The organism is Alicyclobacillus sp. CIJ1 (assembly GCF_057538885.1).
Window position 1 is genome coordinate 1 of the sequence record NZ_BAAJPH010000117.1, and the last position, 23,895, is coordinate 23,895.

The 23,895-nt window shown below is 59.0% G+C and carries 30 protein-coding genes and 1 tRNA gene; 7 read left to right on the forward strand and 24 right to left on the reverse strand.

Annotated elements, in window-relative coordinates:
- Nucleotides 1-248: 248 nt before the first annotated feature.
- Entirely contained in the window at nucleotides 249-452 is a 204-nt protein-coding gene (locus tag AC27E8_RS08810; RefSeq protein WP_487099281.1) for a helix-turn-helix transcriptional regulator, read from the reverse strand.
- Between the two features lie 132 nt (nucleotides 453-584).
- Between AC27E8_RS08810 and AC27E8_RS08815 the strand changes: the two genes are divergently transcribed.
- Nucleotides 585-887, forward strand: a complete 303-nt coding sequence (locus AC27E8_RS08815) for a helix-turn-helix domain-containing protein (RefSeq protein ID WP_487099280.1) — start codon at nucleotides 585-587, stop codon at nucleotides 885-887.
- Entirely contained in the window at nucleotides 884-1,243 is a 360-nt protein-coding gene (locus tag AC27E8_RS08820) for a hypothetical protein (protein WP_487099279.1), read from the forward strand. Before AC27E8_RS08815 ends, AC27E8_RS08820 begins: the two co-directional genes overlap by 4 nt.
- A gap of 15 nt (nucleotides 1,244-1,258) precedes the next feature.
- Here AC27E8_RS08820 and AC27E8_RS08825 read toward each other — a convergent pair whose 3' ends face one another.
- Entirely contained in the window at nucleotides 1,259-1,495 is a 237-nt protein-coding gene (locus AC27E8_RS08825; protein ID WP_487099278.1) for a helix-turn-helix transcriptional regulator, read from the reverse strand.
- Nucleotides 1,496-1,582: 87 nt separating this feature from the next.
- On the opposite strand from AC27E8_RS08825, the gene AC27E8_RS08830 reads away from it, so the two are divergent.
- Nucleotides 1,583-1,834: a helix-turn-helix domain-containing protein gene (locus AC27E8_RS08830; RefSeq protein ID WP_487111455.1), complete on the forward strand. Its 252-nt coding sequence runs from the start codon at nucleotides 1,583-1,585 to the stop codon at nucleotides 1,832-1,834.
- A 5-nt stretch (nucleotides 1,835-1,839) separates the two neighbouring features.
- Here AC27E8_RS08830 and AC27E8_RS08835 read toward each other — a convergent pair whose 3' ends face one another.
- Nucleotides 1,840-2,049 carry a helix-turn-helix transcriptional regulator gene (locus AC27E8_RS08835; protein WP_487099292.1) on the reverse strand — a complete coding sequence of 70 codons (210 nt, stop codon included), beginning with the start codon at nucleotides 2,047-2,049 and terminating at the stop codon, nucleotides 1,840-1,842.
- A gap of 87 nt (nucleotides 2,050-2,136) precedes the next feature.
- On the opposite strand from AC27E8_RS08835, the gene AC27E8_RS08840 reads away from it, so the two are divergent.
- Nucleotides 2,137-2,394 (forward strand): helix-turn-helix domain-containing protein, encoded by a 258-nt coding sequence (locus AC27E8_RS08840; protein WP_487099291.1) that lies wholly within the window; start codon nucleotides 2,137-2,139, stop codon nucleotides 2,392-2,394.
- A 4-nt stretch (nucleotides 2,395-2,398) separates the two neighbouring features.
- Here AC27E8_RS08840 and AC27E8_RS08845 read toward each other — a convergent pair whose 3' ends face one another.
- From AC27E8_RS08845 to AC27E8_RS08855, 3 genes are all read right to left on the reverse strand, one after another.
- Entirely contained in the window at nucleotides 2,399-2,638 is a 240-nt protein-coding gene (locus tag AC27E8_RS08845) for a helix-turn-helix domain-containing protein (protein WP_487099276.1), read from the reverse strand.
- 143 nt (nucleotides 2,639-2,781) lie between these two features.
- Nucleotides 2,782-3,012: a helix-turn-helix domain-containing protein gene (locus AC27E8_RS08850; RefSeq protein WP_487111457.1), complete on the reverse strand. Its 231-nt coding sequence runs from the start codon at nucleotides 3,010-3,012 to the stop codon at nucleotides 2,782-2,784.
- A complete protein-coding gene (locus AC27E8_RS08855; RefSeq protein WP_487099274.1) occupies nucleotides 2,963-3,364 on the reverse strand; it encodes a helix-turn-helix domain-containing protein in 402 nt (133 codons plus the stop codon). Before AC27E8_RS08855 ends, AC27E8_RS08850 begins: the two co-directional genes overlap by 50 nt.
- Here AC27E8_RS08855 and AC27E8_RS08860 point away from each other — a divergent pair.
- The 3 genes from AC27E8_RS08860 (at nucleotide 3,351) to AC27E8_RS08870 (ending at nucleotide 5,660) form a co-directional block, all read left to right on the forward strand.
- The gene (locus AC27E8_RS08860; protein ID WP_487099273.1) at nucleotides 3,351-3,971 is read left to right on the forward strand and encodes a helix-turn-helix domain-containing protein; all 621 of its coding nucleotides are present in this window, start codon (nucleotides 3,351-3,353) and stop codon (nucleotides 3,969-3,971) included. The genes AC27E8_RS08855 and AC27E8_RS08860 overlap by 14 nt on opposite strands.
- Before the next feature lie 23 nt (nucleotides 3,972-3,994).
- On the forward strand, nucleotides 3,995-4,462 hold the full coding sequence (locus tag AC27E8_RS08865; protein WP_487099272.1) for an ImmA/IrrE family metallo-endopeptidase: 468 nt from the start codon (nucleotides 3,995-3,997) through the stop codon (nucleotides 4,460-4,462).
- Between the two features lie 130 nt (nucleotides 4,463-4,592).
- On the forward strand, nucleotides 4,593-5,660 hold the full coding sequence (locus AC27E8_RS08870) for a tyrosine-type recombinase/integrase (protein ID WP_487099271.1): 1,068 nt from the start codon (nucleotides 4,593-4,595) through the stop codon (nucleotides 5,658-5,660).
- An 84-nt stretch (nucleotides 5,661-5,744) separates the two neighbouring features.
- Here AC27E8_RS08870 and AC27E8_RS08875 read toward each other — a convergent pair.
- From AC27E8_RS08875 to AC27E8_RS08960, 18 genes are all read right to left on the reverse strand, one after another.
- Nucleotides 5,745-5,818 (reverse strand) — tRNA-Ile (locus AC27E8_RS08875).
- Nucleotides 5,819-5,927: 109 nt separating this feature from the next.
- The gene (locus AC27E8_RS08880; RefSeq protein ID WP_487099290.1) at nucleotides 5,928-6,578 is read right to left on the reverse strand and encodes a cyclase family protein; all 651 of its coding nucleotides are present in this window, start codon (nucleotides 6,576-6,578) and stop codon (nucleotides 5,928-5,930) included.
- Nucleotides 6,578-8,140: a glucose-6-phosphate dehydrogenase gene (gene zwf / locus AC27E8_RS08885; protein WP_487099270.1), complete on the reverse strand. Its 1,563-nt coding sequence runs from the start codon at nucleotides 8,138-8,140 to the stop codon at nucleotides 6,578-6,580. Before zwf ends, AC27E8_RS08880 begins: the two co-directional genes overlap by 1 nt.
- A 117-nt stretch (nucleotides 8,141-8,257) precedes the next feature.
- Nucleotides 8,258-9,410, reverse strand: a protein-coding gene (gene prfB, locus AC27E8_RS08890) for a peptide chain release factor 2 (RefSeq protein ID WP_487099269.1) whose coding sequence is annotated in 2 segments (ribosomal slippage) — nucleotides 8,258-9,331 and nucleotides 9,333-9,410 — 1,152 coding nt in all. Because the reading frame shifts where the segments join, the coding sequence is not laid out codon by codon here.
- 171 nt (nucleotides 9,411-9,581) lie between these two features.
- Entirely contained in the window at nucleotides 9,582-11,972 is a 2,391-nt protein-coding gene (gene secA, locus AC27E8_RS08895; protein ID WP_487099268.1) for a preprotein translocase subunit SecA, read from the reverse strand.
- Between the two features lie 150 nt (nucleotides 11,973-12,122).
- Nucleotides 12,123-12,665: a ribosome hibernation-promoting factor, HPF/YfiA family gene (gene hpf, locus AC27E8_RS08900; protein ID WP_008341131.1), complete on the reverse strand. Its 543-nt coding sequence runs from the start codon at nucleotides 12,663-12,665 to the stop codon at nucleotides 12,123-12,125.
- A gap of 84 nt (nucleotides 12,666-12,749) precedes the next feature.
- Nucleotides 12,750-13,097 carry a flagellar protein FlaG gene (locus AC27E8_RS08905; protein ID WP_487099267.1) on the reverse strand — a complete coding sequence of 116 codons (348 nt, stop codon included), beginning with the start codon at nucleotides 13,095-13,097 and terminating at the stop codon, nucleotides 12,750-12,752.
- 43 nt (nucleotides 13,098-13,140) lie between these two features.
- Complete coding sequence (gene fliS, locus AC27E8_RS08910) at nucleotides 13,141-13,530, reverse strand: flagellar export chaperone FliS (RefSeq protein WP_487099266.1); 390 nt, start codon at nucleotides 13,528-13,530, stop codon at nucleotides 13,141-13,143.
- An 11-nt stretch (nucleotides 13,531-13,541) separates the two neighbouring features.
- The gene (locus AC27E8_RS08915) at nucleotides 13,542-13,895 is read right to left on the reverse strand and encodes a hypothetical protein (RefSeq protein ID WP_487099265.1); all 354 of its coding nucleotides are present in this window, start codon (nucleotides 13,893-13,895) and stop codon (nucleotides 13,542-13,544) included.
- A 19-nt stretch (nucleotides 13,896-13,914) separates the two neighbouring features.
- Nucleotides 13,915-16,704 carry a flagellar filament capping protein FliD gene (gene fliD / locus AC27E8_RS08920; RefSeq protein ID WP_487099264.1) on the reverse strand — a complete coding sequence of 930 codons (2,790 nt, stop codon included), beginning with the start codon at nucleotides 16,702-16,704 and terminating at the stop codon, nucleotides 13,915-13,917.
- Nucleotides 16,705-16,771: 67 nt separating this feature from the next.
- Nucleotides 16,772-18,004 (reverse strand): flagellin N-terminal helical domain-containing protein, encoded by a 1,233-nt coding sequence (locus AC27E8_RS08925; protein ID WP_487099263.1) that lies wholly within the window; start codon nucleotides 18,002-18,004, stop codon nucleotides 16,772-16,774.
- 101 nt (nucleotides 18,005-18,105) lie between these two features.
- On the reverse strand, nucleotides 18,106-19,044 hold the full coding sequence (gene flgL, locus AC27E8_RS08930) for a flagellar hook-associated protein FlgL (protein WP_487099262.1): 939 nt from the start codon (nucleotides 19,042-19,044) through the stop codon (nucleotides 18,106-18,108).
- A gap of 14 nt (nucleotides 19,045-19,058) precedes the next feature.
- The gene (gene flgK, locus AC27E8_RS08935) at nucleotides 19,059-20,954 is read right to left on the reverse strand and encodes a flagellar hook-associated protein FlgK (RefSeq protein ID WP_487099261.1); all 1,896 of its coding nucleotides are present in this window, start codon (nucleotides 20,952-20,954) and stop codon (nucleotides 19,059-19,061) included.
- 20 nt (nucleotides 20,955-20,974) lie between these two features.
- On the reverse strand, nucleotides 20,975-21,472 hold the full coding sequence (flgN, locus tag AC27E8_RS08940; RefSeq protein WP_487099260.1) for a flagellar export chaperone FlgN: 498 nt from the start codon (nucleotides 21,470-21,472) through the stop codon (nucleotides 20,975-20,977).
- A 13-nt stretch (nucleotides 21,473-21,485) separates the two neighbouring features.
- Complete coding sequence (locus AC27E8_RS08945; protein WP_487099259.1) at nucleotides 21,486-21,719, reverse strand: hypothetical protein; 234 nt, start codon at nucleotides 21,717-21,719, stop codon at nucleotides 21,486-21,488.
- A gap of 88 nt (nucleotides 21,720-21,807) precedes the next feature.
- Complete coding sequence (locus AC27E8_RS08950; protein ID WP_487099258.1) at nucleotides 21,808-22,542, reverse strand: sigma-70 family RNA polymerase sigma factor; 735 nt, start codon at nucleotides 22,540-22,542, stop codon at nucleotides 21,808-21,810.
- 51 nt (nucleotides 22,543-22,593) lie between these two features.
- Nucleotides 22,594-23,004 (reverse strand): TIGR03826 family flagellar region protein, encoded by a 411-nt coding sequence (locus AC27E8_RS08955; protein ID WP_487099257.1) that lies wholly within the window; start codon nucleotides 23,002-23,004, stop codon nucleotides 22,594-22,596.
- 137 nt (nucleotides 23,005-23,141) lie between these two features.
- Nucleotides 23,142-23,879, reverse strand: a complete 738-nt coding sequence (locus AC27E8_RS08960) for a ComF family protein (protein ID WP_487099256.1) — start codon at nucleotides 23,877-23,879, stop codon at nucleotides 23,142-23,144.
- Nucleotides 23,880-23,895: the final 16 nt, after the last annotated feature.

Here is a 23,895-nt window from a genome sequence, read left to right on the forward strand (position 1 = left end):
TGGCACAACGCTTCGAGATCCGCCACCGTGTATCGCGCGCGATCCGGGTCGTTCCGGTCGGCGTCGCACAACTTGGAGATGATGTCCTCATACTGCATGGTTCGTTGCCTCCTTCAACTCTCGAATCATCCTCTGGAATGTGCGCTCCGTCTGAACTCCCCAAGGATTCTCGAATTGGCTTGCGAACTTCGCCGCCGCTTCGAACTCTCCAATCAGGTCGTTTGCGAAGGTGATGTCGTGTGTGACGATCACTGAGGCTGCTCCTCTCTGGGAAATATGTCTTCAACATCACAATCAAGAGCCATTGCCAACCTACGAGAAACATCAACTGTTGGAGATTTTCGAAGTCCCCGTTCCAATCTCCAGATGTACGACTGACTAACTCCACTCTTCTTTGCTAGTGCGTATGTGCTTAGCCCCTTCCTTTCTCGAATTTCTTTCAGCCTGTTCATCCCTCCGTTCACCCTTTCGATTCTGATTATATTCCTTTAGTCATAGTAGTCAATACCTATGGTCATAATTTTTGTGGTCTGGCTTGTGCTATACTTGCCTAAAGGCATAGACCACAAGGGGTCGCTTGAACCATGAATGTTGGACGACGGTTGAAGGAGTTGCGAGAAGAACGCTCCTTGAGCATGTATCGCTTGTCACAACTATCAGGCGTTACTCAGTCATACATCAGCCGCATCGAATCCGGGGATCGCATGCCGACCGTCGACGTCCTCGAAAAGCTGTGTGCAGGCTTGAACATCTCAATCCCCGAGTTTTTTCGTGCTGAATCACATGAACGCGACTCGAAATCTGACCCATTGCTTTCGCGGCTCAAAGAGCTCTCGCCACAACAACGCCAAGCTATCCTTCAGCTCATTGATGCGTTTAAGGAGTGATCCCCTTGCCCGAAACCCGCGACCGCGCCGACGAAATTATTGAACGCTTCGTCGGGGTGCCCGTCCGCATGACCGTCATGATGGGCGGAAAATCGAGCCTTGTCCTTGACACCGTCATCCACCGTGTCAGTCGCCGCGACGAAGGCGGCCTCATCGCGCTGGACGGCGGCGCGTTCTTCGTCGAGTCCGCCATGCTCGTCGAAGTGAGCCCGACGATGCTTGTCCTGCGGGACACCGAGCGTCGCTGGTCGCTCTCGGTACTTCGTTGGAGCGATCTTCCGGAGGAGTTTCGCCCCTACCCGAGAGGCCAGTGGGTGGACCCTCGGCCGGAGGACGACGATCCGTTTGCGAATTGAGTTGTCAAGGTGCGTTCAGGCAATGTGATCCTTGATTCGCCGCCTCACTCTGGTTTTCGAAGGTACGTTGTACATCAAGTCTTCGTAAGTGAGGCCGAACACTTCGTAAACTCGATGCACAGTGACGTGACTTGGGTTCCGAGTTCCGTGTTCCAGATGACGGTATCCTCGTTCCGTCATTCCCAGCATGCGGGCCGCTTCGGCCTGCGTCATGCCGCGTTGTATTCGAGCTTGCCGAAGCCGCTCGCGCATGATTCCGTCACCACCTTCGGTACGTTTTGTTCCTGTTTGCCTTTAGTATACCGGTACGTTTTGTACCTGTCAAGGATTGATGTTTGCATGTCGTTGTTTGGGCAACGACTCCGCCATCTCAGGCGTGAGAGTGGAGTGTCGCAACGAGAACTGTCTGCACACCTTGGTGTTACCGAGCGAGCACTACGTTTCTACGAAAGTAGTGACCGTGAGCCAACTATTGACCAGTTGATAGCTCTCGCCGACTTCTTCAACGTCAGCCTGGACTACCTCGTCGGCCGCACCGACGATCCAACGCCGCCGAAGCGCAGCTCGTCGTCGCAGGAGCCGGGTTCGTAGTCCGGTCATGCACTTCTCGACTGGCGTTGCGCCAGGTCGCGAACGTCGACGCCGAGGATGTCGGACAGCAAGACGGCGGTCTCCAACGACATGCGGCGTGTGCCGCTCTCGTAACGCTGGTACGTCCGCAAGGTCACGTCCAGCATGTCCGCCACCTGCTGTTGCGTCAGACCTTTCCTTCGTCGGGCTTCTTGCAAGACGTGCTTGAGTTCCATCACCACCGTCACCTCATCATTTTTACGACCATTTCGGTCGTACACCCGTAGTATATTACGACCGTTTTGGTCGTGTCAAGGCGGTTGATGTATCTCGTGTCGAAATTACCTGAGCGTTTGATTGAGCTCCGTACACAGCGCAATCTAAAACAGCGTGACCTAGCCGAGTTTCTGGGCATTGCTTTGCGTTCATGGCAACGATATGAGGCGGGTGAACGCGAGCCTACGGTTGACCAACTCATGGAACTAGCTCGTTTCTTCGGGGTCTCGCTGGATTACATGGTAGGTCTCACCGACGACCCCACGCCACCGCGTCGCAACTCCTCATCCGACCGGGATCCATAGGACGCTACGCGCTCACTGCGTCGTCGTACGCCTGCCCCAGTATTGCCGCTTCGCAAATCCTCATCACCGCCTCGGGATCCCCCGTCGCCCGCGCGTAGCCTCTCAGCACACACAGCGTCGGCTGGCGCGTACCAAGCTCCACTCGGGCGATCTGCGCCTGGGTCGTCCTTGCACAGTAGGCCACGTAGTCCTGCGTGACGCCGGCCTTCCGCCTCAACATGCGCAGAGCTTGTCCGATCCACATCGACTCCGTGTTGATCACCTCCTTTAGGAATATTCCTAGATATTGTAGATTCAGCTTGTTGCTTGTATTTTGGAAATCGTGAGCTCCCCCTTCCCCACCTCTGGTCCTCGCCCCGCCATTCCCAAGGCGGGCGGGTGGGTTTTTCACCAAGACTGTCTTTCCAACCATTCGAGGAAGTCTTCTCGTCGAATTCTGTAACGTCTTGGGCTTATCTTAGTTACTTTGAAATCCTTTCTAGCCATGATCCTTCTGGCTTGTGATTCTGAGACGCCGAGCAACGAAGCAAGTTGTTTTGCGTCGAAAAGGAGCGGGATCTCGTCCGGCTTAAATACTTGATGAAACACGGTCATCGAAACCTTGCGACGCCTCCCCATGTTCAGACTGAAAGAACTCTTCGAATTGTTTTCCCGTCGCAGCAAGTAGTTTTGCTATAAAGTCGTTACCAGGTCTTCGCTTGCCGCTAAGAACTCGATACACTGTTGTGTAAGATACACCCATACGATTCGCTAAATCGCGAGGGGTCAAATTCTGTTCAAACAAGTACGATTGAAGTCGAGAGACCTTGACTCTAACACCCACATTCCCAACTCCCTCCATTTCCTTCTGGCAACACTTTACCACCGACGAAAACCACAAGTCAATAGAATCAGCATTCAATGTTGCCATTAGGCAACACATCATGTACAATACAGATGCACGAGGAGGTGAGTCGATGGACGCTCTCAATTTCGGTGAATATCTGCGTTCTCTGCGCCTCGCGAGAAAACTGTCGATTAACCAACTAGCGGAAAAGACAGGGATCAGCGCAGCTCATATTTCCCGGCTTGAAAGAAATGTTCGCGAGGTACCGAGACCAGACACATTGAGAAAACTGGCGCTTGGACTAGGAGTTCCGTTCGATGAATTGTTACGCGCGGCTGGCTATTCCGAAGAACAGTACGAATACAACACAAAGGTGCTGTCGCGTCGACTACAGCGTCTTCGCGAATCCAAAGGACTGTCGCTATCGGATGTTGCTCATAGAGCCGGTATATCCGAGGCCTATTTGGCTCGTTTAGAGTCCTCGGAAGGTCGGTTGCCTGGAGTCACAACACTGCACCGTTTAGCCCAGATCTTCGACGTCACTCCAGCCTATTTGGTAGGCGACACACCGGATCCGAAGGACAATGGTCCTCTCGATGCGTGGTATCAGCCGAAAGACTTGATTCAGTGGCTAGAAGAATCTGAAGTCATGTTTGAGGGACAGCCGCTAACTGACGAAGACAAACTCAAAATAAAGCAAATCCTCGCAGTTGTGTTCATGGATGCTAAGCGCAAAGGTCAGAGACCGTAGAGCTTTCTGAGGGATGACTGGCTATGGGCAAACTCGCGATGATCAAACGAGCTGTCTTGGAATTAACCTCCCAATTTAACACCTGTGATCCATATACTCTTTGTGAGTTACGTGAAATCGAATGGCGCAAGGTTTCTCTTCCTGGTAACGTCCGGGGCCTTTATGTCCCCGTTCCTATGCACAACAAACGTTACGTGCTCATTCACAAGGATATTGTTCCATCCTGGCAACGCTTCGTCTGTGCACACGAGTTAGGACACGACGTGTTGCATGGTGAGTTGATGAAGGGGACTCACATAGATACATTCAGCACATCTTCCAAGAAAGATCGTGCCGAATTTGAAGCCAATGCGTTTGCCACATTTTTGATCATGCTGGATCAACATCTTCAACTCCCTTTTCCCTTTGACGCAGTTGCGAGTGCATCGCAGAAAAAGGACAGCCGTGAACTCGCGCATATTTTGCGTGACCGAACTACGGAATATTGCTGAAATGTCTTGAGGTGTTGTGCACGTGACAACGGGCCGAGTGTTCTCATACACAACCAAATCTAACGAAAAAAAGTACGGATACACGATTACCATTACGCCCGCGGACCCACGAACAGGCAGGTACCCTCAAGTGACTCGCAAGGGTTTTAAAAGCGAGCGAGCTGCAAAGTCTGCCATGATGGAGCATTTACGTTCATTGGAAGAGACTCCAGTCGCACATGCCAAATCGCTTACTTTACATGAATGGGCAACTCGCTGGTTTGCTGAAAAATCATCATCCCTGCGTCCATGGACACATCGAACTTATCACCACGTTTTACGGGCATATATACTCCCCGAACTCGGCAAGATACCAATCGCCAAAATTGAAGCACGGCATATCCAAACGTTGTATCGCAACCTTAGCAAGCGATTGAAGCCGGTTACTGTGCACCGAGTACACCGTATCCTCAAAACGTGCTTGCTTGCTGCGGTAAAAGCCGGATACTTAGATAAATCTCCATTTGTAGATGTAGAACCACCGGAAAGTAAAACACCTCCCAAACCTGTGTTGTCTGTGAACGACGCCTTTCGACTCTTGGAGTGGCTACGAGAACACCGACCAACAAGTTATATGGCGGCGTACTTGGCCATTCATACCGGCATGCGCATGGGGGAGATTGCTGGGCTGCAATGGAGAGACATCGATTTAGACACGGGCCTAATACAACTAGAACGCACTCGCTACAGGCCAAAAGGAGGGCAAGATTTTTTGGGTCCGCCTAAGACATTTGGAAGTCGTCGCCGCATTGTCGTCACGCGAGAAGTAGTTGATGAACTCAGGAGATGGAAACAATCGCAGCAAGAGATTGAGCGCGAATCGTGGACTCCTGAATCATTTGTCGTTCGCCTCCCGAACTCCGCGCCACCGTCACCTGCCTCCTTTAACAACGCGATTCAAATTGCAAGAAAAAAGCTTGGGTTACCACCCGTTTCTTTTCATGGATTGCGACATACTCATGCCACGTGGTTGCTAGAAAGCGGGGTCGATCTCAAAGTTGTGAGCGAACGTTTAGGGCACAGTTCAATTACGGTTACGGCAGACATTTACGCCCATGTGACGGACGCACTACAACGCGAGGCGATGGAAAAGCTACAACGAATGATGCGTTCGAGACGCACAAACAACGCTGACTCTGTTGATGACGAAGACTTGTAACTTTCTTGTTACCGCCCGTGATCAGGAACCGCCGAAATCCCGCTTCTTGCAAGGGATCTCGGCGGTTCCTGATCACACGATAAGTGGGCCCACCAGGGCTCGAACCTGGGACCAACCGGTTATGAGCCGGCCGCTCTGACCGACTGAGCTATGGGCCCTTGCGCTTCTCTTCACAGTATATCACACGGCGACCATGTTGTCACTGTTCGGAGAAGCGCGCCGTAGGCGCCCAAAGCTACCGCGTCGCCTGTACAGGCCGTCCGCGGGTCAGGCGAATGTGAGGGTCCCAGGCTCAAGCCCCTCGAAGAGAATGACCCGCGCGGGCGCGGCGTCAATCCCGGAAAGTTTGAGCGGCAGCGCAATCATGAAGTACGTGCCTGCTGGCACATCCTTCAGCCGCAGCCCCTCGAGCACCACGATGTCCTTCGACAGAAGGGCTACGTGCGTCGCGTGGTCCGGTTGGGATCGCTCGACACCGAGGCCGTCCGTTCCCACGCCGCGCACGCCGATCTCGGCGAGGTAGCGGGCGCCGTCTTCCTTCAGGTAAATGAACTCGAAGTTGAACGTCTCCTCGAACGAATTGCGCGTCTTGAAGAGCAGAAACTCGCCCGCCTTCGGCGCGTGCGGCTCGAGGTCGGCGCGCGTGATGCCGTCCTGCACGCCGGTCAGGTCGATCACGCGGCACGGGCCGATGAGCTTGTCCAGTCCGACGGCCTCGATGGTCTTGCCGCCGGGCACCATGTGCAGCTCGGCGTCGATGTGCGTGCCGGTGTGCGCGTCCAAGTGCAACCGGGTCTCGTGCGCAGACCCGGTTTGGAAGTCGGACGTGGTTTCAAATTTCGGCCGCTTCTCGTCTTTATTCTTGTACACCTGCATGCCCTCGTGGATCAGCATGCTCACGTCGTACACTTTCGGCATCACCGCTTCACCTCCACGAGGTGGCCGACAGCCCGTTCCAGATCCTGCATCGGCGACTCGTTCCCGTAGAGCGGCCACCACAGGCCCGGATTCGGCTGGACGAGATCGTCCGAAGCCTTCGGGCCCCACGTGCCGGCCTTGTACGTATCAAGCGGCACGCGGTCCTCAGCGAACGCGTTGGCAATGGGGTCGACGAACTTCCACGCGAGCGCCACCTCGTCCCAACGCGTGAAGAACGTCGAATCGCCGTGCATCGCGTCGTGCAACAGGCGCTCGTACGCTTCGGGCGACTTGTCGGCGGGTTGGCTGAACTCGAGTGCAACCGGCACCACGACGTTCTCCGTCCCCGGCCGCTTGACGTTGAGCTGCAGGTACATGCCCTCGACCGGGTTGATACGGATGACGAGCAGGTTCGGGCCGAGCTTGCCGTCCTGGTTGAAGTACAGGTGCTCCGGCATGTTGCGGAACTGGATGACAATCTCCGTCGACTTTTTCGGCATCCGCTTGCCTGTGCGGATGTAGAAGGGCACGCCCGCCCAGCGGAAGTTGTCGATAAAGAGCTTCGCCGCGACAAAGGTCTCCGTCTTCGAGTCCGGCGCCACGCCCGGCTCCTCGCGATAGCCCGGCACAGGCTTGCCGTCGATCTCGCCCGCGGCGTACTGGCCGCGCACGACGTACTGCCCGACCTCGTCCTCGCGGTAGGCGCGAAGCGACCGCAGCACCTTCACCTTCTCGTCGCGGATGGCCTCCGTGTGCAGGCGGCTCGGCGGCTCCATGGCGACCATCATCACCATCTGCAGCATGTGGTTCTGGACCATGTCGCGCAGCGCCCCGGCAGTCTCGTAGTACGACGCCCGGTCCTCGACGCCCACCGTCTCGCTCGACGTGATCTGGACGCAGGCGATGGAACGGTTGTCCCAAAGCGGGCCGAACATCGAGTTAGCGAAGCGGATCACCTCGATGTTCTGCACCATCTCCTTGCCGAGGTAGTGATCGATGCGGAAAATCTCGTCTTCCGAAAACGCGGTCGACAGCTCTTGGTTGAGCTCCGCCGCGGACTGGTAGTCGTGGCCGAACGGCTTCTCGATGATGAGCCGACGCCAGCCCTTCGTGTCGGCGAGCCCTGCCTTCTTCAGGTTGAGCGCCGTCTCGCCGAAGAAGCGCGGCGCCATCGAGAGGTAGAACAGCCGATTCCCGCCGTGGTCTTTCTCTTTCTCGATCTCGGCCACGAAATCGGCGAGCTTCCGGAAGTCGTCCTCGTTGTCGACGTTGCCCGCGATGTAGTGAATGCGCGGCGCGAGGCGCGACCAGACCTCCTCCTCGACGCCCTCCTTGACGAACGAATCGAGCGCCTTGCGCACCTCGTCGCGGAACGAGTCGTCCGTGTAACTGCGGCGCGCGGTGCCGACGATGCTCATCCCGTCCGGCAACAGCCCCTTCTTCTCGAGCTGATACAGGGCAGGGAACAGCTTGCGGTGGGCGAGATCGCCCGTTGCGCCGAACAGCACGAAGACGTGCGGCGGCACCTGCCTGCGGGTGTTGACCTGGCTCTCCACTCCCATAGCACTCCATCTCCTCTTTGTATATCAGTCCGCTTCCATTCTACACAAAGTCGTCACAGACATACAGAGGCCGAGCGGATGCCCACTCGGCCGTAGTCTTCGATCTTTTGCGCGATGTTATGTCGCGTCCCGCACGGCCTCGTTCTCGCGCTGCTGTTCGCGCGCGAGCTGCCAGCGCAGGTACGCGTGAATGAAGGGATCGATCTCGCCATCCATGACCGCCTGCGTGTTCGACGTCTCGTAATTCGTCCGGTGATCCTTGACGAGCGAATACGGGTGGAACACGTAGGAACGGATCTGGCTGCCCCAGGCGATTTCCTTTTGCTCGCCGCGCAGCTGCGCAAGCTCCTGCTCCCGCTCCTCCCGGCGCTTGGCCGCGAGGCGCGATTTCAGGATCTCCATCGCGCGGGCGCGGTTCTGGATCTGGGACCGCTCGCTCTGGCACGTGACGACAATCCCGGTGGGAATGTGCGTGATGCGCACCGCGGAGTCGGTGGTGTTCACGTGCTGGCCGCCGGCGCCGGTGGACCGGTACGTGTCGATGCGCAGCTCCTCCGGCCGGATCTCGATGGAGTCGTCGTCCTCGGCAATTTCAGGAATGACGTCCACCGACGCAAACGAGGTGTGCCGTCGCCCCGACGCATCAAACGGAGAGATGCGGACCAACCGGTGCACGCCCTTCTCCGCCTTGAGATACCCGTACGCGTTGTGGCCCTTGACGAGGAGCGTGACGCTCTTGATGCCCGCCTCTTCGCCGGGCAGGTAGTCGAGCACCTCGACCTTGTAGCCGTGATCCTCCGCCCAGCGCGTGTACATGCGCAGGAGCATCGAGGCCCAGTCCTGCGACTCGGTGCCGCCCGCGCCGGGGTGCAGCTCCAGAATGGCGTTGTTCTTGTCGTACTCGCCCGACAGCATGAGCTGCAGCTCGAACTCGTCCATCTCGGACTTCAACTGTTCCGCCAGCCGGTTGGCCTCGGCGAACAGGTCGGGATCGTCCTCCTCCTGCGCGAGCTGCAGCGCCACCTCGGCGTCCTGATGAAGCGACTCGAGCCGCTTCATCGTGTCGACGACCGACTTCACGCCGTTCATCTCCGCGATGATCTTCTGGGCGCGGTCGGGATTGTCCCAGAAGTCGGGCGCGGCCATCAGCGCCTCGAGCGTCGCGATGCGGTGCTCTTTGCCCGCGACGTCAAAGAGACCTCCCGAAGTCCGCCAACCTGGTGGCCATGCTCTTCAGTTCCTGGCGAAGCTCGCCGTACGTCTCTGCCATGTAGCTCATCACTCCCTGCGGTGTTTCGGTCGTTATTGTATCAAACGGACGGCCGCCGCGTGCGTAGGTTGGGCGACCGGGGACCCATGGGCCCGCCGGCACCATCGCGTCAAAGGCGCAGCCGCCGCTGCGCCCTCGCACGCGGGATGACACCTGTGGACGGCGTCGCCATCAGCCGCCCTGCACCGGCACGGCACCGTGCGCGACCGGCTGCTGCGGGACGGCCTGGACGTTCGCCTTGAACACGTACAGGATGACCTCTTCCTCGATGGAGTGGATCATCGCCTCGAACATCTCGAAGCCCTCTTTTTGGTAGATGACGAGCGGATCCGCCTGGCCGTACGAGCGCAGGTGCACGCTCTGGCGGAACTGATCCATCGCGTCGATGTGATCCATCCACTTGGAGTCGACCGCGCGCAGCAGCACGAGCCGCTCGAGCTGGTGCATGATGTCGCCGAGCTCCTCGCGGCGCTTGTCGTAATTCTGTTTCCCGAGCTCGAGGAGCCGCGCCTTGATCTCGTCCCGATCCAACTTGCGCAACTCTTCCACCGTCACCTGGCCCGGGTGCAGGAAATGGTGCTCCGCGTACTGGATGAGCGCCTGCAGGTCCCAGTCCTCCGGCACCTGCTCCTCGGAGCAGTACACCTCGAGCATGTGATCAATCAGATCCTCGAGCATGCCCTCCACGATGCTGCGCAGATCCTCGCGCTCGAGGATCTGGCGGCGCTGCCGGTAGATGACCTCGCGCTGCTTGTTCAGCACGTCGTCGTAGCGGAGCACGTGCTTCCGGAGATCGTAGTTGTTGCCCTCGACCTTCTTCTGCGCCCGCTCGATGGCGTTGGTCAACATCTTTTGCTCGATGGGCTGATCCTCGTCGAGGCCCAGCCGATCCATGAGCCGCTTGATGTTGTCCGATCCGAACAGGCGCAGCAGATCATCCTCGAGCGAGAGGAAGAACTGGGACGATCCCGGATCCCCCTGGCGCCCCGCGCGACCGCGCAGCTGGTTGTCGATCCGCCGGCTCTCGTGCCGCTCGGTGCCGATGATGTGCAGGCCGCCGAGCTCCGCCACACCCTCGCCGAGGATGATGTCCGTACCGCGGCCCGCCATGTTGGTGGCAATAGTCACCATGCCGCGCTGACCGGCGAGCGCCACAATCTCCGCCTCGCGCTCGTGGTGCTTCGCGTTCAGCACCTGGTGTGGGATGCCGCGCTCGTGCAGCATGCGCGAAAGGATCTCCGACTTCTCGATGGACGTGGTGCCGACGAGCACCGGTTGCCCCTTGGCGTGTCGGCGCGCCACCTCTTCGACCACCGCGCGGAACTTGGCTCGCTCTGTCTTGTACACGACGTCGTCGAGATCGACGCGGATCATCGGGCGGTTGGTCGGAATGACCACCACGTCCATGCCGTAGATCTCGATGAACTCCTTCTCCTCCGTCTTCGCGGTGCCCGTCATGCCGGCCAGCTTCTCGTACATGCGGAAGTAGTTCTGGAGGGTGATGGTCGCGAGCGTCTTCGATTCGTTCTGGACCTTGACACCTTCCTTCGCCTCGATGGCCTGATGCAGGCCCTCGCTGTACCGGCGCCCATGCAGGATGCGGCCCGTGAACTCGTCGACGATGTGCACCTCGTCGCCGATCACGACGTAATCCTTGTCGCGCTTCATGAGGCCGTGCGCCTTCAGCGCCTGCGTGATGTGGTGCATCAAGGTGACGTTTTCCGGATCAAACAGATTGTCTACGCGGAAAAATTGCTCCGCCTTCTTCACGCCCGACTCGGTCAGGTTGGCGGTGCGCATCTTCTCGTCAACCTCGTAATCTTCGCCCGGCTTCAGGCGACGCACCAGCATATCCGCGCGAAAATACAAATCGGCCGACTTTTCAGCCGGTCCCGAGATGATGAGCGGCGTCCTCGCCTCGTCGATGAGGATGGAGTCCACCTCGTCCACGATGGCGTAGTGCAATTTGCGCTGGACCATGTCCTCGAGGGACATCACCATGTTGTCGCGCAGGTAGTCGAAGCCAAACTCGTTGTTGGTTCCGTACGTGATGTCTGCGCGGTACGCCTCGCGCTTCTGCGCAGGCGTCATGTCGGGACCGTTGTAGCCGACCGTGAGGCCCAGGAACCGATGCACCTTGCCCGTGTACTCGGCGTCGCGCTTCGCCAGGTAGTCGTTGACCGTGACCACGTGCACGCCTTCGCCGGTGAGCGCGTTCAGATACGCGGGCAGCGTCGCGACGAGCGTCTTGCCTTCGCCCGTCTTCATCTCGGCCACGCGGCCCTCGTGCAGAACGATGCCGCCCATGAGCTGCACGTCGAAGTGGCGCTGGCCGAGCACGCGCTTCGCGGCCTCGCGCACGACGGCAAACGCTTCAAACAGCAGATTGTCCAACTTTTCGCCGTTCGCGAGCCGCTCGCGGAATTTGGCCGTCATCGAGCGCAGCTCGTCGTCCGACATCTTTTCAAATTCAGGTTCTAATGCATTGATCCGATCCACCATGCGGCGCAATCGGGCAATTTCACGTTCGTTCGAGTTGAAGACCTGTTTGAGGAGTCCCACCGAACGGTTACACCCCCATATGCGGTGAACTTCTAACGATTTATTGTACCGCACGGAAGGGGCCGGGACAATATAGAGATTGGAAATGGCAAGCGGAGGGACCTATCTGGAGGAAAAGGGGCGCTAACGCGCACAGCGCCCCTGCGGTCGTCAGATCTGCGGCTCAATGAGCCCGTAGTCGCCGCTCCTGCGGCGGTACACGACGTTTACTTCTTCGGTCTCGGCGTTCATGAAGACAAAAAAGTCGTGCCCAAGCAGCTCCATCTGCAGGACGGCTTCCTCGACGTCCATCGGCTTGATGGGGAACCGCTTGACCCGCACGACCTTGATCTCGTCGTCCGTTTCCGCCACGGCGTCGCGATCGGCCGCTTTCAGCTGGGGACGCGGCCCGCGCGCGCGAAACCTCCGGTTCAGTTTTTCTTTATACCGATGAATTTGCTCTTCCAGCTTATCCGTCGCCAAGTCGATGGATGCGTACATGTCCGGCGATTTTTCTTCCGCCCGGAAAATCACGCCGTTGACGAACACGGTCATCTCCACGCGGTGATCCAAGCCCTCGACAGCCATGGTGACGTAGATTTGCTTGTCCGCCTCTCGATCAAAGTAGCGAGTGAGGCGCGCGATCTTTTTGTCGACGTACTCTTGCAGTGCGGCTGTGACGGCGATGTTGTCGCCATGAACCTGTGCCTTCATCGACAACCCCTCCTTCGTGGGTGCATCCATTATAACGCGATTGCCCCGAAAGAGAGTTGAAATTCTGTGGTGTTTTCTCACACTTCAAGCACGCAGGTTGGTGACAGACCCGGACACGCGCAACTGCAGCTGGGCCTCACGCAGCGCCTCGGGCGGGATCTTCATGATGACCTGCCCCGTCGCCTGATCCACGATATTGATCCAAATTTGGTTGGTAGGTTCGTCGTGATCGATCTGAACATCCCAACTGTCGTGCCCAGCGGCAGGCGCGGCCGAAGCCCCGCGCTCACCGTTCGCCCGATCCGCCGAATGGGTCGCGCGCCCTGATGCTTCGGACGTAACAGCAGGCCCCTGTCCGGTTGTCGGTTGGGCGTGAGGCGCCTGTTGGACAGGCCAGACAGCACGAGCCGAGGTTGCGTCGAAAACCTCCATCTCAACTCCCTCCTTTTCTTTCAACTTCCTCTGCGCCCCGCGGTTACGCGTCGGAGGAAGGAGTCTCGAGTTGTTTCAACGCTTGGTCCCATGCGTCCCGCAGCCCCTTGACCATCGGGTACTGTACGTCAATGGGTTCCACGCTCTTGTGTACGTTCGCCTCCACCAGTTGGCGCAAAAAGAACTCGTACAGGCTCTTCAGGTTGTGGGAGATCTCGTACTGCATGTCGAGCGTGTCGTGAAGCACTTGCACGATGTTCTGCGCCTTCACGAGTTGGCGATGCGCCAGCTCGTGATCGCCGTCTTCGATAGCCTTGCGCGCAATTTGCAGCGCCGAAAGCCATCCATCGTATAGCATCACCACAAGCCGCTCTCGCTTGGTCTGAACGGCCGTCCCTTTGTACATTGAGGCCGCGCGCTGATAAGACTGCATAGAAATCCCCCCTACCCCCGTATATCGAGATGTCTCGGCTCGCGCCTAAACCAAAGGGTGGACTGAATGAGTCGCCGCGTCGCCGCTACGCGCTCCATCCGCCGCTGAATATCCCGCCGATGTTCAGCGAGCAGGCGGGCAATCTCGTCATTCTGTCGCAGGATCTCGCGCAAGCGCTCGTCGTGGAACGGGGCCGGACGCGCAGCGGGCGCAGATGCCTTCCAAGCGTCAAACGCGGCACTTCGTGCGTCCAGCATCGCGCGAAGCTCATCGGCGTCCCGCGCATTTTCCGGGACTTCGCGAAAATACCGCAGAATCTGTTCCCCCAGCTCGAGCACGCGCCCCAAGTCCATGCCGCCGTCCATGCCTCATCCCCGCCTTTTCTCATCCTCCGGAGCTCGAGCCGCCCGCCATCATCGAGCTGATATACGCGGACTGCGCATTGATGGTGGCAATCTGCGACTCCATATTGGCGAACTCTTGCTCGTACCGCTGTTGCAACTGCTGAAGCTGTTGATCCATCGCCAGCGCTTGCTGGTCCATGGTCACGACCTGCTGTCCCAAGAAGCTCGTATTGTACGCGTCCTGGCTGAACAGCGTGGACAGGTCTGCGGTCGGATCGATCAAGGTGTACGCCAAGAGAGGCGACGAGCTCGTCGAAGACGAGCTGTTGGACGACGTGCTGTTGGAAGGCGCGGTCGGATCGTAGGTATCGCCCGTACCCGCCTGTTGGCGGATCATGCTGATGCTGTTCGTCACCACGGTATAGAGCTGCTTGGCGATGCCCTCCGTGGGATTCACGCCAGAAGTACTCGAGTTACTGGCTGAGCTCGATCCCGTCCCCGTGAACAGGTTCATCACGGCCTGGGGATTGGCTTCAACCGCCGCTTGCAGCTGCGCGGTGTTGATCTGCAACAGCCCATACGTATTCCAGCCCGTCGTCGTTACACCCGGCGCGATGGCGCCGCTGGAAGGGCCGGTCAACGGATCAATGGGCGTGATTCCGATGGAGGCGAGCGAGTTGATGTCGGTCTGCACGCCGTTGATGTTGGCCGTCCCCTGCGACGGCAGGACAGTGGAAATGACGTTTTTCAGGTTATTCATGACCGAGCCGAGCAGCGGATCGTTCTCGAGCATGCCGGCTTGCGCCTTTTGCATCCACTCTGTCACTTGCTCGGATGTCATCTGCTGCGCCTGCGCCGCGGTCAAGGGCAGATAGTCGTAGTTGCGGATGGTGTTGTACTGGATTTGCATGTATTGCAGTGTCTCGTTGTACTGCTGCACGAAGTTGGTGATAGCCTGCACGATGGCGTTGACGTTCGTCGAAACCGTCACATTTACCGGCGTGGAGGTCACGCCGTTCAGCGAGAACGTGGTGTTGTTGAACGTCACCTGGTTGGTCGGCGACGACGACGCGTAACCGTTGATGGTGTAGTACGCGTTCTGGGCGAGTGCGAGCCCTGCGGCCTGTGCACTGCTCGCGTATGAGCTCGGGACGCCCAACACCGTCGACTGATCCTGATAGTTGGTTGGATCTGTGACACTGATCCCCGAGTACAGTGTGATGTTGGCGGCATTCGTCACTCCTGTCCCCGTGATGGGCGCATTGGCGTACACGTAGTCGACGACGAGCGACGTGGCGCCATTGGACTTCGCGGTGATGGTGAGCTGATTGCCGTTCGCCGTACCCGTCGCGCCCGTCAAGGCATTCGCCACCGCTGACGCGATGGAGGACGTCGTTTGGCCATGAATATCGATCGCGGTGATGTTGGAACCCGTCGGCGCGGGACCTTGACTGCTATCGTAAAACTCGATCTCCTGGCCCGCGACGTACAAAATATCTCCGGCGCTCGGCAGGCTATTGAACGTAATGGTGTCTGTGGTCGGCGTCGACGACGTTCCGAGCGTCTCCGGCGCGACGGTGACGCCCCCATTGACCGGCTGGTACGAGGTCGTGAAATTGCCCGCACTGCCCGTGGTGTTGGCGTTTAAAATCACCTGTGTCCCGTTCGGCGCTACGGTCGCGGTCATCAACGACGACAAGGAAGAGTTGCTGTTGACCGCGTTCGCGATGGCAGAAGCGACAGCGGCAGGCGTATTGGCCGTGCTCAAATCGATGCCAATGCCGCTCGAAGGCGCACTTTGACCTTGCGCGCTGTTGTAAAACGTGATTGGTGTCCCCGCGATGGTGAGGACATCACCGGCGTTCGGCATTTGCGTGACGTTCAGCGTCTGACTCGCCGTCTCGGCGCCGGACAGGGTGAGCGTGGATCCATTGTAGGTCGCCGTCACCCCCGTCTTCGCCGACTGCGCCGTGATCTGCGCCGCCACCGTTTGCAACGACTCGCCTTGCGCGAACGATAAGGTCACGCCGTTGATGTTGACGATGCCGCCCGCGATCCCGCCGGACGGCGACATGGTAGGATTGAGCGTCATAGGTCCGACTGCTTGTAGACCGAACAACTTCGAGAAAATGCCGCTCGAATCGTTCGAAACCTCAATCAGTGCACCGCTGCCGGTGGACGTGGTCTGCAGCACTACGCGACCTGTGTTGGCATCGTAAAAGCCGGACACACCCGCCGCCGTGTTCGACGAGATCTCCTGCAGGATGGAATTGATGGTGTCCGTCGCCGGATTTACCGTGAACGTCTGCCCGTTCAAGGTGAAGGTCAACGGCGTCGTGCTGGAAGATGTTAGTCCAAGCGGATTCGGCGAAAGCTGGTTGATGGGCGTGTTGGCGTAGTTGGGATCCGTAGACAACGTAGAAGTCGACGCCAGCGTGGCTCCGGACGCGAGCTGTTGCACGGTGACGCTGTACGAGCCGTTCGGCGACAGCGTATTCGCCGACGCAGATACGAACGCGCTGTTGGACGAGGTCGTCGTGTTTTGGAGAAAGGTGGACTGCAGTTGTAACGACGACAAATTGCTCTGTAAGTCCGCCAGCGTGTTGTTGACGCGCTGGTAACTTTCCTGTTTCCACAGAGTAATTTGTCGTTGTTGCAAAAGCTGAATGAGCGGTTCGTACGCCATCTGCATGTAGCCCTGGACGATGGCGTCCGTGTTGATGCCCGAGGCCAAGCCTGAGATGCCCGTGCCGGGCGTGAAGCTCAGGGCACTGCTCGAGCTCGAGGAATTGCCGGAGGATCCGCCCATCAAGGACCCGACGTAGGTCATGCGCTTACCACCTTTCTCCTAGTTCGGGCGGGGATGGAACTAACTCCATCCCCGTTCCGCGAAGTACTCAGCCGAGCAGCTTGAGCACGAGCTGCGGCTGTTGGTTCGCCTGCGCGAGCATGGCGACGGCCGCCTGTTGCAGCACACTGTCTTGCGTGAACTGCGCCATCTCCGAAGCCATATCGGCGTCGGTGATCCCGGATTGAGCCGTGGTGAGGTTTTGAGATGCGTTGTTCAGGTTGCTAATTGTCGTCTGGAGACGATTTTGCACAGCACCCAGGTTCGCTTGCACAGTCGAAACGGTTTGAATGGCGTTATCGATCACCTGAATCGCGGCGTCTGCGTAAGCCACGTTGCTGCTAATATCGAGTGCAGCCTCCGTGTTTGGCCCGTTCGTGCCATTGTTCACGTTGTCTGATGCCGAGAATTGAGCTCCGCCGCCGGCACTCGCTCCAGCCTGGCCGGTAATGCCGAGCGCAGCAGCACTCATCCCGTTAATACCCACGTTGATGGTTTGGGTGGTGTTCGCACCAATTTGCAAGGTAATGCTATTGCCTTGCTGAACGGTAAACTGAATCTGATCCGACGTAGATGATCCCCATGTATAGCTGCCTGCATTCAAAACGATACCTTGAGTATTTCCGGCATTCGCATTGTTGCTCGCGAGTACGACTGTGCCGCCAGAGGTAATATTTCCGCTCGCGATCACGTTGCCCGACGAATCGACCAATTGAGCTTGGTCAGGCGCGCCATTCGTACCTTGCGTGACTTTAATTGTATAAGTTGCACCCTGCGTTAGACCAAACACGGACGAAATGCTCGCGTTCGTGAGCACGGTTCCTTTTTGCGTGATGTTTGCCGACTCTCCCGACAAACTCCCGTCCAGCAAATTCTGCGTGTTATACTGCGTTGTGTTTGCAATATTGTTAATCTGATCCGCCAGCTGATTGAACTCTGCTTGCAGATCCTGCCGATCCGACTGCGTGGTCGTGCTGTTCGACGCCTCGACGGCCAGCTGCCGCATCGTCTGCAGGATGCTGAGCGTCTGGTTCAGCGCGCCGGATGCGGTCTGAATCATTGAAATACCATCCTGCGCATTCTGAGAGGCTTGGTTCAAACCATTGATCTGCGCCTGCATTTTTTGCGAGATGGCATAGCCCGACGCATCGTCCGCGGCGCTATTGATTCGCTTGCCCGTGGACAGTTGCTCCAACGCGTTGTTCAGGGCGTTCGAGTTGGCGTTGAGTGCCGACAGGGCGCTCATGGCGCCGAGGTTGTGCCCGATGATCAGTCCAGACATGGAACCCTCACCCTTCGATTCAGGATTCGCCCGCGAGCCTCACGAGCGTTCACCTTCTATATCGGACGATTAGAGAGAATCTTGCATGCGCCGCGAGGCTCTCATGCGCCGGGCTTCAGAAAATTGACGAGTGACATCGGCAGCGCCTGAGCACCCACTTCCAGGCTCGCCTGTTCCACCGCCGAAATCGAATTGAGGTTCGTCAGCACCTGCGCCATGTCGGCATCGTCCACGTTGGACAGTTGCTGGGTCACGCTGTTCGATAAATCCGTCATGCGCGTCTGCATCAGCTCCGCGCGATTGATGAGCGCGCCGACGTTCGCCTGCACCGTGTTCATGTTGTCGATCACGCCGTCAAGGCTACTTAGAAGGTTGTCGACCTGCGCGTGGTCCCCGCTGTTCAATGCGTTATACAACTGTGATAGCACCGAGAACGCGTTATTCGACGCTCCCTGATCGCCGAAAAACTGGTTCCCGCTTACGGTGATAGGAAGGGTCACTCCATTCCCCAGGTCCATGTACACGTGACCGGAGTTCGTCACACTCTGCGCCGGATCGAGGCTCCCACTCACCGCACCTGGGGACATGTTGGCCGCCTGTGTAGGGTAGGGCGCCGTCGCCGTGTTCGCGCCGTTGAAGATATACTGGCCGTTGTACTGCGAGTTCCCGATGGTCACCAACTGGTCGTACAGCTGCCCCACCTCGGACGCCAGGGCCTGCATGTCGCTCGTCGTCTCCGTCGCGTTGGCCCCTTCCACGGCGAGATCGCGCGCGCGGCTCATGACGTTCTGCGCCTCGGTCATCACGCTGCTCAGGAAGTTCAGCTGCGACTGCGCGTTGGTCGCATTCTGCTGGTATTCCTGGTCAAAGTTCGTCTCCATTTGATAGATCATGACGTTCTGGACGCCGATGGGATCGTCCGCAGGCTGGTTGATCCGTTTGCCCGTGGATGCCTCGGTCTCCAACTTGCTCAACTGCTGCAGGTTGTTTTCGATGTCGTACAGCACCTGGTTGCTGAGCATGCCCTGCGTGATGCGCACGATGTCACCTCCCGTCACACGTTTTGCATCAGTTGTGTCAGCATGGCGTTAATGGCGGAGATGATCTCGGCGGATGCGTTGTACGCCTGCTGATAGCTGATGAGATTGGTCATTTCCTCGTCCATCGAGACGCCGGACACGCTCTGCTGCTGATTCGAGATTTGTTGCACCAGGCTGGTCTGGACGTTGACGTTGTTGTTAGCCTGTTGGCTCTGCAAACCCAGCTGTCCGATGACCGCCGTCCAGTAATTGCTGAGCGATCCCGTCAGCGTCTCATTCGACGAGTTTCCGAGCGGATTCGGGAACTGCATCTGCTGATTCGCCATGTTGCCGATGAGGGTCGCCAATGAACCGTCACCAGAGACGGCCACGGTGCTACCCGAATTATTCGTCGTCGACGTGGTGCCTGCCGCCAAGTCCGCGGGGCCGATGTTGACGGTGATGTTGGCGGCCGTGATAGGCTGGCCACCGGACGTCGCCGCCGAAGTGAATAGCGGCTGGCCCTGGCCGTTCTCGGAAAAACCGAGCGTTAAAAGCTCGTTCAGTCCGCCAACGTGTAGAACGGTTCCCGCCGGTAGAGACGTCGTGCCTGGATTGGCGGAAAGATAAGCCGAGAGCGTCGTCGGCTGCTGTCCGGGCACTTGGATGACCATGTTCCCGTAGTCGCTTTCCGTTTGCGGCAAGAGGTCGAGCGGTCCCAACAACGTGACCGTCATCGCTCCGAGCGTGGTTTGAATCGTCGTACCTTTCGGGATGGTGTAGGTGCCGCTCGATTCCGCAAGGTTCTGCGACTGAATCCACTCGCTCAGAGGCACCGAACCGGACGAGGTCTGCACGTACATGGAGTTGTACGGCGGGCTGTTCACGGCCGAAGCCGGGATGGTCCATGGCGAGCTCAGGGTATACGTCCCGCCCCCCGCCAGGCTCTCGGCGAAGACGTCGAGATCGTTCTGGTACGTCTGTACATCCGCGATGGAATCGAGATACCCCTGAATCTCCCCGCCTTGGCCGCTGAGCGCCGAGTCCTCAGAAGTCGCGGAACTCGAACCCCAGGGCACGATGCTCACGGCGCCTGTATCGCTCGCGATGGCCAACTGGCTGACCAGATTCGACGGCGGATTCGCGTTCGAGAAATCTGTCTTCGTACCGTCAATCACCGTGACCGGTTTCCCGTTCGCACCGGTGAAGCTGAGCGAAAACTGGTCGTACGTCACGCCGCCTTGGGTCACGGGTGTGTCCATCACCTGAAAGCTCGTATATTGCGACAGCTGGTTGAGCAGGGCATCCCGCTGATCCAGCAGATCATTCGGCTGTTCGCCCATCTGCTGCGACTTCACAATCTGGTTGCTCACGTTCGCAATCTGCTCGAGCAAACTGTTCACCTGAGAAACTGCTGTCTGAAGCGAATTTTGCAAGTTTGACTTGAGTTGGCTCAGCTGATTCGCCGTCTGATTCAGCACCTGGGCAAGTGTCTGCGCCGCGTCGATGACAGAGGTGCGCGAGCTCAAATCCGAAGGATTGCTGCCGAGCGCATCCCACGCCTGATAGAACTGGGAGAGCGCGGCCGAGATCCCGGACGACGACGGCTCGTCGAGAATCCCCGAGACCTGGTTCAACGTGCTCTGCACCACGTTGGCCTGATACAGCGCGGCGTTTTGCGCGCGGTACTGGGTGTTCAAAAAGTCGCTCTGAATGCGCTGAATCTGCATCACCTGAGCGCCCTGGCCGACCATCGACGTGTTGCCGTCCTGGCCGAGCGGCAGCGAGGGCATTTCCCCGATGTCCAAGACTTCCCGCGCATACCCGGGCGTGTTGGCGTTATCTACGTTGTGCGAAACCGTATCCACGCCGGCCTGGGACACCTCGAGCCCGCGGAGGGCCGTCTGCAATCCCAAAAACGTGCTTGGCACAAGGCTCACCTCGATCCGTCTCAGCTTTGCGCATCGATGAAATGGCCACCGCGAAACGCGTTTGCGTAGGGCCCCCTGCGAGCCGAGTCTCGAATAGCCTGGAGTACGACGTCTGAATACGCCTTGGCCTGCGCGGCGAGCGCCTGGATCTCATCCCGAAGCGCCGCGACTTCAAGAAGAGCCTGGCGGAGTTCAGAGGAGATAGAAATCAATTCGGCGCGGTGCTCCAGAAGGTCCGGATGCTCGGCCAGATCCTCCAGCCGCGCGTTTGCCGCATCCAGGCCGCGCTTAGCACAAAAGCGCGCCGTCCATGCCTGACGCCGCGCTTCAGCCTCCGCAATCGCCTGGCACAGCCGCCGCACTTCCGCCACCTGCTGTTGTGCCATCTGCGGCTTGCCTTCGATCAACGGCTGCCGCTGTTTCCTAAGCCGCAAAGCCAACTGCCGCTCCAGCGCCAAGAGTTCCCGGAGAAGCTCCACTAGCCTCTGCGGCGCCTGACGAGCTGACATGTCCACCATCGCTCACCGCTCCTTAGGCCTGAACGTCGATCACGCGGCCCTTGCGCAGCATGGCGTCCGCGAGCTGATGCAGGTCGACAGAAGCGCCGGACTTCATCTGGGCCTTCAGCTCGTCCAGCTTCGACTGCCGGGATTCGTGCGTCCCGCTGGATGCCTTGGCCGGCTCCTGCGCTCCGTTGTGGACGCGCGTATATGGAGATGGGTAGGCTGCCGAACCGAGTCCGGAGATCTGATAAGGTCCACCCACGAAAACTCACCGCCTCATTCGCTCACGCTTCAACTGACTCTACGGATTACATCGGAAAAGGGAGCGACTTCTTGCATGCTACACGGCATCAACTTCCGTCTTCATCACGCGTCAACAGAGCCTTGAGTTTCGCCAGCGCTTGCTTGTGAATCCGCGACGCCTGAGACTCGCTCAACTCGAGCACGTAGCCGATTTCTTTGAAGGTCAAGTCCTCCTGGTAATACAGATAAAGAAGCTGCTGTTCTCGCTGCGTCAGTTGCGCCAACGCCTCCACCAGCCGGCCCTTCTCCTCCTGCGCGAGGAAATGCAGTTCGGGTTGCCCTCCGGCTTCGTCTTCAGGTTCCGGCCAGTCTCCCTGTTCCACCAGGGCGTCCAGCGACGTCGACTCCCTCACGCCCGTTTCCACGTACCACTCCGACAATTGGGAGACTTCGATGTTCAGCTCGTCGGCCAGTTCCTGCATCGTCGGCTGGCGCAGAAGCCGTTGCGCCAATCGCTCCTCCGCCCGCCGGATGTCCCGGTATTTGTCCCGGACGGATCGCGACTCGTTCCGCTGCTTAGAGATCTCGTCCAGCATGGCGCCGCGCACAAACATCTTGGCGTACGCGCCGAACGCCCTGTTGCGCGTTTCGTCGAACGACGCCGCCGCGCGGTACAGGGCCAGAACGCCCGTCTGGACCAGATCCGCCCATTCCAGCCCAACCGCCTCCGCCTGTTTCACGAGCTGATGAGCGCAGCGGTAGACGAGCGGCATGTGCTGCTCAATTCGCTCCTGTTCCCGTTGACGGTTCCATGCCTGATACGCTTCATACGTCCGATGCAACGCCCATCCACCCTCGTCCACAGGAACCCAAGGTTGATATCGCGAAGCCCCCTATGAATGCCGAGACCCGTCGGATCGGCTGTAAAAGCCCTTGTCCCCATGCTTGTTGCCCGAATCCTGACCGTGGACGTGCTTGTCTAGTTCTCTCGCCATCTCCTTCGCGCAGTTCGCGCAGAGCCTGCCCGACTGCGTCGGCGTGCCACAGCGCTCGCACGGGTACACCATGTTCGGGTTGTTGCGCAACAAGAGCCGCCCGTCGCGGATGAATTGGACAATCTCGTCATACGACACGTCCGTCCCGTTCGCGACTTCGTAGATGTTGGCGAGTGGGTGTTGGCGCAGATACGCCCGGATGGTCGCGAGTTTCTCGTCCTCGTCTTTGACGCACGCCGGACAGATGTCGCGCCCCACGCGGTTGAAGAGCCTCCCGCATCGGCGGCAATTGGCAATGGCCACGGTCATCCCTCCACCGTCATGATTCGCGGTTCCTCGACAAAATCCTGCCACGCCATCGCCGAACGCCATCGTCGGGATTGCCGGTCGCCACGCCATCGCCGCCAGGCCGCATCTCCGCCGGCCTACCCGCGGCCGCCACGCCCTCACTCCACCCGCGCCATCACGACGGCGTGCACCGCGCCCGCACCCGCCCCGTACAGCGCCTGGGCGCACGTCACGAGCGTCGCCCCTGTCGTCATCACGTCGTCCACAAGCAGCACGCGCCGGCCCCGAATGGCACTGGGGTTCGCGGCGACAAACTGGCCCGCGAGTTCGCGCAGGCGGCGGGATTTGTCTTTCGAGGTCTGCGAGCGGGTATGGCCAGATGTGCCGAGGCGCGCAAGCGCTTGCGCACACGGCAACCCTTCCGCGCGGGCGAAGGAGGAGGCCACGAGCAGGACGTGATCGTACCCCCGCATGCGGAGCCTGTCCGGCGCGGTCGGCACGGGCACCACGACATCCGCCGTTGGATGGGCGCCACGCGTGGCGGCGAGCGCAGAGGTGAAGAAAGGGGCGATCTCGACGACGCGATCGTACTTGTACGCGCGGATAAGCGTGCGGACGAAGTGATCGTAGACGAGGGCGCTCGCGACCATCATCGGGCGCCCGGCGGCGCGAAGCCGGGTATGTTGCACCCGGATGGGCACGAGCGCGAGATTTTGCTGGCAGAAGGCGCAGAGCCGCCCCATCGCGCCACGCTTCCCGGGTGGGGACTCGGCGAGCTCGGGCGGGATGAGTCGGCTGCAAACGGGGCAAAGTTCATCATTCGAGGGAAAAATCCAGTTGAGCGTCTGCCGCACGAAGCGTTGCACGAGGAACGACGGCGTGTACGCGCGAGGCACGGGCGCGCCTCCCCTC

Coding starts and splice junctions, on each gene's coding strand:
- AC27E8_RS08810 (WP_487099281.1), bottom strand. CDS start 452: ATGAACAGGCTGAAAGAAATTCGAGAAAGGAAGGGGCTAAGCACATAC.
- AC27E8_RS08815 (WP_487099280.1), top strand. CDS start 585: ATGAATGTTGGACGACGGTTGAAGGAGTTGCGAGAAGAACGCTCCTTG.
- AC27E8_RS08825 (WP_487099278.1), bottom strand. CDS start 1,495: ATGCGCGAGCGGCTTCGGCAAGCTCGAATACAACGCGGCATGACGCAG.
- AC27E8_RS08830 (WP_487111455.1), top strand. CDS start 1,583: ATGTCGTTGTTTGGGCAACGACTCCGCCATCTCAGGCGTGAGAGTGGA.
- AC27E8_RS08835 (WP_487099292.1), bottom strand. CDS start 2,049: ATGGAACTCAAGCACGTCTTGCAAGAAGCCCGACGAAGGAAAGGTCTG.
- AC27E8_RS08840 (WP_487099291.1), top strand. CDS start 2,137: ATGTATCTCGTGTCGAAATTACCTGAGCGTTTGATTGAGCTCCGTACA.
- AC27E8_RS08845 (WP_487099276.1), bottom strand. CDS start 2,638: ATGTGGATCGGACAAGCTCTGCGCATGTTGAGGCGGAAGGCCGGCGTC.
- AC27E8_RS08850 (WP_487111457.1), bottom strand. CDS start 3,012: ATGGGGAGGCGTCGCAAGGTTTCGATGACCGTGTTTCATCAAGTATTT.
- AC27E8_RS08860 (WP_487099273.1), top strand. CDS start 3,351: ATGGACGCTCTCAATTTCGGTGAATATCTGCGTTCTCTGCGCCTCGCG.
- AC27E8_RS08865 (WP_487099272.1), top strand. CDS start 3,995: ATGGGCAAACTCGCGATGATCAAACGAGCTGTCTTGGAATTAACCTCC.
- AC27E8_RS08880 (WP_487099290.1), bottom strand. CDS start 6,578: ATGCCGAAAGTGTACGACGTGAGCATGCTGATCCACGAGGGCATGCAG.
- zwf (WP_487099270.1), bottom strand. CDS start 8,140: ATGGGAGTGGAGAGCCAGGTCAACACCCGCAGGCAGGTGCCGCCGCAC.
- hpf (WP_008341131.1), bottom strand. CDS start 12,665: ATGAAGGCACAGGTTCATGGCGACAACATCGCCGTCACAGCCGCACTG.
- AC27E8_RS08905 (WP_487099267.1), bottom strand. CDS start 13,097: ATGGAGGTTTTCGACGCAACCTCGGCTCGTGCTGTCTGGCCTGTCCAA.
- fliS (WP_487099266.1), bottom strand. CDS start 13,530: ATGCAGTCTTATCAGCGCGCGGCCTCAATGTACAAAGGGACGGCCGTT.
- AC27E8_RS08915 (WP_487099265.1), bottom strand. CDS start 13,895: ATGGACGGCGGCATGGACTTGGGGCGCGTGCTCGAGCTGGGGGAACAG.
- fliD (WP_487099264.1), bottom strand. CDS start 16,704: ATGACCTACGTCGGGTCCTTGATGGGCGGATCCTCCGGCAATTCCTCG.
- AC27E8_RS08925 (WP_487099263.1), bottom strand. CDS start 18,004: ATGTCTGGACTGATCATCGGGCACAACCTCGGCGCCATGAGCGCCCTG.
- flgN (WP_487099260.1), bottom strand. CDS start 21,472: ATGGTGGACATGTCAGCTCGTCAGGCGCCGCAGAGGCTAGTGGAGCTT.
- AC27E8_RS08955 (WP_487099257.1), bottom strand. CDS start 23,004: ATGACCGTGGCCATTGCCAATTGCCGCCGATGCGGGAGGCTCTTCAAC.